The following is a 5,538-nucleotide window of genomic DNA, read 5'->3' as shown; positions in this document are numbered from 1 at the left end:
GGAGTTTTTTGAATCCTTTGAAATCTTGCGTCAAAATATGCTATAATCAAGTGTTACTATAGACGTGTTTCATTTGCACGGAAAGGATATGAGTTAATGACAAAATCATTTTATATTACAACACCGATTTATTACCCATCTGGGAAATTACACATTGGTTCGGCTTATACAACTATCGCTTGTGATGTTTTAGCGCGTTATAAACGCATGATGAACTATGACACTTTTTATTTAACAGGTCTTGATGAGCATGGTCAAAAAATTCAGTCTAAGGCTGAAGAAGCAGGTATTACCCCACAAGCATACGTTGACGATATGGCTGTTGGTGTTAAAGAATTGTGGCAACTTCTTGATATTTCTTATGACAAATTTATCCGTACGACAGACGACTATCATGAAGAGGTGGTAGCACAGGTCTTTGAGCGTCTTTTGGAGCAAGGGGACATCTATCTTGGAGAATACCAAGGTTGGTATTCTGTTTCGGATGAAGAATTCTTCACAGAAAGCCAATTAGCGGAAGTTTATCGTGATGATGAAGGAAATGTCATCGGTGGTGTGGCACCGTCTGGTCATGAAGTTGAGCTTGTTTCAGAAGAGTCTTATTTCTTCAAACTCAGTAAGTACGCTGATCAATTGGTAGCCTTCTACAAGGCTAATCCTGATTTTATCAGTCCCAATATCCGTATGAACGAGATGCTTAAAAACTTTATCGAACCTGGTTTGGAAGATTTGGCAGTTTCTCGCACAACCTTTACTTGGGGAGTTCCAGTCCCTTCGAATCCTAAACACGTTGTTTACGTTTGGATTGATGCTTTGCTTAACTATGCGACAGCACTTGGTTATGGGCAATCAGACTCAGCAAACTTTGATAAGTTCTGGTTGGCAGATACCGTGACGAAATCATGGACAGATGACTCTGGTAAGACTTGGGACTTTACGGTTAATCTAGAAGTTAACCATATGGTTGGTAAGGATATCTTGCGTTTCCACTCGATTTACTGGCCAATTATCTTGATGGCGCTTGAGTTGCCATTGCCAAATCGCTTGGTAGCCCATGGTTGGTTTGTCATGCAAGATGGTAAAATGTCTAAATCAAAAGGTAATGTGGTTTACCCAGAAATGTTGGTAGAGCGTTTCGGTCTTGATTCCCTACGCTACTACCTCATGCGCAGCCTGCCAGTTGGTTCTGATGGCACCTTCACACCAGAGGACTATGTTGGTCGTATCAATTATGAATTAGCAAACGACCTTGGCAACCTTCTTAACCGTACGGTTGCCATGGTTAATAAATACTTTGGTGGTCAAATTCCTGATTACAAGGAAAATGTCACGGACTTTGATGCTGACTTATCTGACTTTGTTGTTGAAAACCTCAAGCTGTATCATCAAAATATGGATGCAGTGGATTATCCGAGAGCTTTAGAAGCTGTCTGGAATATCATTTCTCGTACTAATAAGTATATTGACGAGACTGCACCTTGGGTCTTGGCTAAAGAAGATGGCGATAAGGAGCAGTTGGCGGCAGTCATGGCTCACTTGGCAGCAAGCTTACGCGTGGTTGCTCACCTCATCCAACCTTTCATGATGGAAACATCAAATGCCATTATGGAACAACTTGGATTGGGAACTGATTTTGATCTTGAACACCTTGAATTATCAGGCCTTCCAAGTGGCGTTCAAGTCATTACTAAGGGGACACCAATCTTCCCACGTTTGGATATGGAAGAAGAAATCAACTATATCAAGGATCAAATGAATGCCGGTAAACCAGCTGCAGAAAAAGAATGGAGCCCAGAAGACGTCGAACTCAAAACTGAAAAGGACGAGATTAAATTCGAAACTTTTGATGCCGTTGAAATCCGTGTTGCCGAAGTCAAAGAAGTGGAAAAAGTAGAAGGTTCTGATAAATTGCTTCGCTTCCGCTTAGATGCTGGTGATGGAGAGGACCGTCAAATCCTTTCAGGTATCGCTAAATTTTATCCAAATGAACAAGAATTAGTTGGTAAAAAGTTGCAAATTGTTGCTAATCTTAAACCACGTAAAATGATGAAAAAATATGTTAGCCAGGGCATGATTCTCTCAGCAGAACATGATGGCAAATTGACAGTCTTGACGGTTGATGGCAGTGTGCCAAATGGGTCAGTTATTGGATAATATCAAAAAATAAGAGGTTTCCCTCTTATTTCAGATTGAAGACAAAGTCTTTTTGAAACTTTTCTTAGGTGATAGCGGACGGCAGCGACTCCCTTTAGGATTCCATGCCTAAGATTTGAACCTAGAGTTTCAAATCTTCCGAGTGTCTGAAACAACAGTGTTTCAGACACTTTTATCACATCGGAAAGTTTCGGTTTGGGCTCGCTTCGCTCGCTAAAAATGATTATTTTTGTAGATCAGCGTAAAACATTTTTGAAATAAAAATAGGTTTGTCTACGTTCTCAAATAAGAGGTTTCCCTCTTATTTTTTCTTGTCTTGTAATGCTTTTTTCCAATAGGTGTAGATAGGAAATATCCCAAGTGAAAGCACCTAATCTTCTTTGAAAATCAAATTCAGATGTTATTAGATTTGATTATCTAACCTCAGTTATGCTTTCTTCAATCTATTTCATCTGATTTTGATAATCATTGCGTATAGATCAATAGTAATAGCAATCAATGTGATGATATCATTGAGCATGAGAGGTCTCCTCTGGGTGTGTTAATGTTATGATATACCATTTAAAAGTCGTTGTTTGATTTTTATGTCATTTTAAATAGATATTTGGAGTGATGATATCCACGGCTTAAGAGTTCTGTCCTATTCTCATTTCTGTTATAATGGTTAGGAAGCATTCTAGAAAAGGATTTAAGATGGTATTAGTAGAATTAAGTAAAGAAGAGTATAGAGTTGCACTATCGCAGTTTTCAGAGATTTCTTTTACACAGTCTTTGGAAATGGCAGAGCTTTTGAGTAAGCGTGGGTTTTCTATTCATTTTATGGGTTTAGAAGCTGATGGTGCGATTCAAGTCGCAGGCATTTTATATAGCAAGGCTATGGCTGGTGGTCAGCACATGGAGATGGATACTGGACCTGCAAGTCAGGATTCGTCCTATCTCGAAGTCTTTTACAAAGAATTACAAGTGTTTGCCCAAAAAAATAATGCCTTAGAACTGATTATCAAGCCTTACGACACTTATCAAGAGTTCACAAGTGATGGTGACCCTGCGGATGAAGAGCGTAAAGACTTGTTAGAAACGTTGACTAACTTAGGATTTAGCCATGATGGTTTACAGACAGGTTACCCAGGTGGAGAACCAGACTGGTTGTATGTCAAGTCTTTAGAGGGCATTACTGCTCAGAATTTGCGCAAGTCTTTTTCGAAAAAAGGGAAACCACTAGCTAATAAGGCAGCATCATTCGGAACCAAATTGCGTCGCTTGGAGCGCTCAGAACTCTCTGTTTTTAAAGAAATTACATCATCAACGTCGGAGCGTCGTGAGTATTCAGATAAATCTTTGGACTATTATGAAGACTTTTATGATGCTTTTGGTGATAATTGTGAGTTTATGGTGGCTGAGATTAACTTCCAAGACTATTTAACCAATCTTCAAAAGGATTTGGGAAATCTTGGAGTTAAACTGTCAGATTTAGAGGAGAAATTAGCTGCTAATCCTGAGTCTAGAAAATACCAAAACATGAAAAAAGAGTATCAGTCGCAAGCTGAAACGTTTGAAAAACGTATTTCTGAAGCCAAGGAGTTGATTGCGGAATATGGTTCCGAAGATGTGGTTATGGCTGGTAGCCTCTTTGTCTACACTGATCGTGAAGCGATTTACCTATTCAGTGGTTCCTATCCTGAATTTAATAAATTTTATGCGCCTGTTGCCCTACAGGAACATGTCATGTTGGAAGCTATTAAGCGTGGCATTCCAACTTACAACTTTCTAGGTATTCAAGGAGTATTTGATGGCAGTGATGGTGTCCTTCGATTTAAACAAAATTTCAATGGTTACATTGTCCGTAAGATGGGAACCTTCCGTTATTACCCAAGACCATTTAAGAAAAAGGCTATTGATAGTGTCAAAAAACTATTAGGACGATCATAAACATTAAGCTGGATATTTTTCCAGCTTTTTTAGTTATCGAAACACTATTTTGCTTTACATACTAGCTAACATGTTTTACACTTAAATTAAGAACTAGTAGGTAAAACAAACTAGGAGGATTATTATGAAAACAAGTCATACAATTGGGATCTTTTTTATTGTGAATGCTATCATATCATGGGTTATCACTAAGATGTGGTTCATAGTTTTGCCAAAGGCTATCATCGGACTGTGTTTTCTAACAGGCGTTATTTCATATGATGATCATAATGAGTAAGAGTGGAGGATGTATGTGAGAGAAACACAGTTATTAAAAGGTGTTTTAGAAGGTTGTGTCTTAGAAATGATTGCTCAAGAAGAGATTTATGGCTATGAGTTAGTTCAAAAACTGAGACAGTCTGGCTTTGAAAATATGGTTGGAGGAACGCTTTACCCTCTTCTTCAAAAGTTAGAAAAGAAAGGCTATATCAGGGGACAGATAAAACCTTCGCCAGATGGTCCAGACCGGAAGTATTTTACCATTACACGAGATGGGGAAATCTATCTAACAGAATTTTGGCAGGAGTGGTCTAGCCTTGTTGAAAAGGTTGGACAGTTTCAGAAGAGGAGCATGTGATGACAGGTGAAAAACAAGTCTTACGAGATAAGATTAGCAATATTGTCGATAGTTTATTAGATGAGAACCGGGATTATTTCGAAGATATCAGAGAATACATGCTGTTTAAATCTTTTTTAAAGGATGAAAAAGCTATTTTAGAGCAGATATATGGCATGGCTAGTGATTTAAAGATGGCAGAGGCTGATGATTTAACAGCAGCTGACTTTTTTGGAACTGATGCCAAAGGTATGGCAGACCAACTGTTAGAGAATGCTCCAAGAGTTCGATTTAAGGAACTTGCAAGTATCTACTTGAGTGTTGTTTTGGTTTTATTTGGGATTGAGCTGCTAGTGCTATTTTCAAGGACTGGGCATTTTCAATTAGGGTTGTATCTATTTTTGGGTACCTGTTTCAACGCTTTAGTGATTTGTTGGATGATATTTGTTTTGTTACCTAAGGTTCTTCTTAAGGATAATCCGTCCAAATGGCTGATTGGTTTGATTTTTATCGGAGGAATTATTCTAGTTAATGTAACTTTTAATTTGCCTACGATGGTTGCTAACAAAGGAATTTACCTCAGTTTTCCAGAATTTGTTGACTGGGTGTTTGTGGGATTGGTCAGCATCTTAACCTTATTTTATTCAGCTAAGAAGAAAGATTTTAGACCTGTTAGTTTTCCAATTGTAGCATTTTTAATCACTGGTATTCTAAAAAAATTCATGGCAATGGGACTTATCGGAGGACAATTTTGGTCAGATTGGTTCCCGATCGCTATTTCAGCGTTTGCTTTACTCATTTTTTATATCATGAGTTATCGTTTATCAAAAGAAGTGGATAAAAGATGAGGACAGCACTAA

At 38.2% G+C, this 5,538-nt stretch carries 5 protein-coding genes; all 5 read left to right on the top strand.

Annotated features, from left to right (window positions below):
- The first annotated feature begins 96 nt into the window (after nucleotides 1-96).
- Nucleotides 97-2,154, top strand: coding sequence for a methionine--tRNA ligase (gene metG, locus ACMZ6U_RS09025; RefSeq protein WP_416108079.1), 2,058 nt, complete (start codon nucleotides 97-99; stop codon nucleotides 2,152-2,154).
- Nucleotides 2,155-2,847: 693 nt separating this feature from the next.
- Nucleotides 2,848-4,083, top strand: coding sequence for an aminoacyltransferase (locus ACMZ6U_RS09020; RefSeq protein ID WP_416108077.1), 1,236 nt, complete (start codon nucleotides 2,848-2,850; stop codon nucleotides 4,081-4,083).
- A 124-nt stretch (nucleotides 4,084-4,207) separates the two neighbouring features.
- Nucleotides 4,208-4,360, top strand: coding sequence for a hypothetical protein (locus ACMZ6U_RS09015; RefSeq protein WP_416108075.1), 153 nt, complete (start codon nucleotides 4,208-4,210; stop codon nucleotides 4,358-4,360).
- A 15-nt stretch (nucleotides 4,361-4,375) separates the two neighbouring features.
- Nucleotides 4,376-4,699, top strand: coding sequence for a PadR family transcriptional regulator (locus tag ACMZ6U_RS09010; RefSeq protein WP_416108073.1), 324 nt, complete (start codon nucleotides 4,376-4,378; stop codon nucleotides 4,697-4,699).
- The gene (locus ACMZ6U_RS09005) at nucleotides 4,699-5,526 is read left to right on the top strand and encodes a hypothetical protein (RefSeq protein ID WP_416108071.1); all 828 of its coding nucleotides are present in this window, start codon (nucleotides 4,699-4,701) and stop codon (nucleotides 5,524-5,526) included. Before ACMZ6U_RS09010 ends, ACMZ6U_RS09005 begins: the two co-directional genes overlap by 1 nt.
- Nucleotides 5,527-5,538 lie beyond the last annotated feature (12 nt).

It is taken from the genome of Streptococcus pluranimalium (assembly GCF_047785745.1).
Lineage (GTDB): Bacteria > Bacillota > Bacilli > Lactobacillales > Streptococcaceae > Streptococcus > Streptococcus pluranimalium_B.
Note: the sequence above shows the minus strand (reverse complement) of the source record. Positions and strands in the feature narration are given on the sequence as shown.

Excerpts from the sequence above, each read along its gene's own strand:
- metG (WP_416108079.1), top strand. The coding sequence starts at position 97 with ATGACAAAATCATTTTATATTACAACACCGATTTATTACCCATCTGGG.
- ACMZ6U_RS09020 (WP_416108077.1), top strand. The coding sequence starts at position 2,848 with ATGGTATTAGTAGAATTAAGTAAAGAAGAGTATAGAGTTGCACTATCG.
- ACMZ6U_RS09015 (WP_416108075.1), top strand. The coding sequence starts at position 4,208 with ATGAAAACAAGTCATACAATTGGGATCTTTTTTATTGTGAATGCTATC.
- ACMZ6U_RS09005 (WP_416108071.1), top strand. The coding sequence starts at position 4,699 with ATGACAGGTGAAAAACAAGTCTTACGAGATAAGATTAGCAATATTGTC.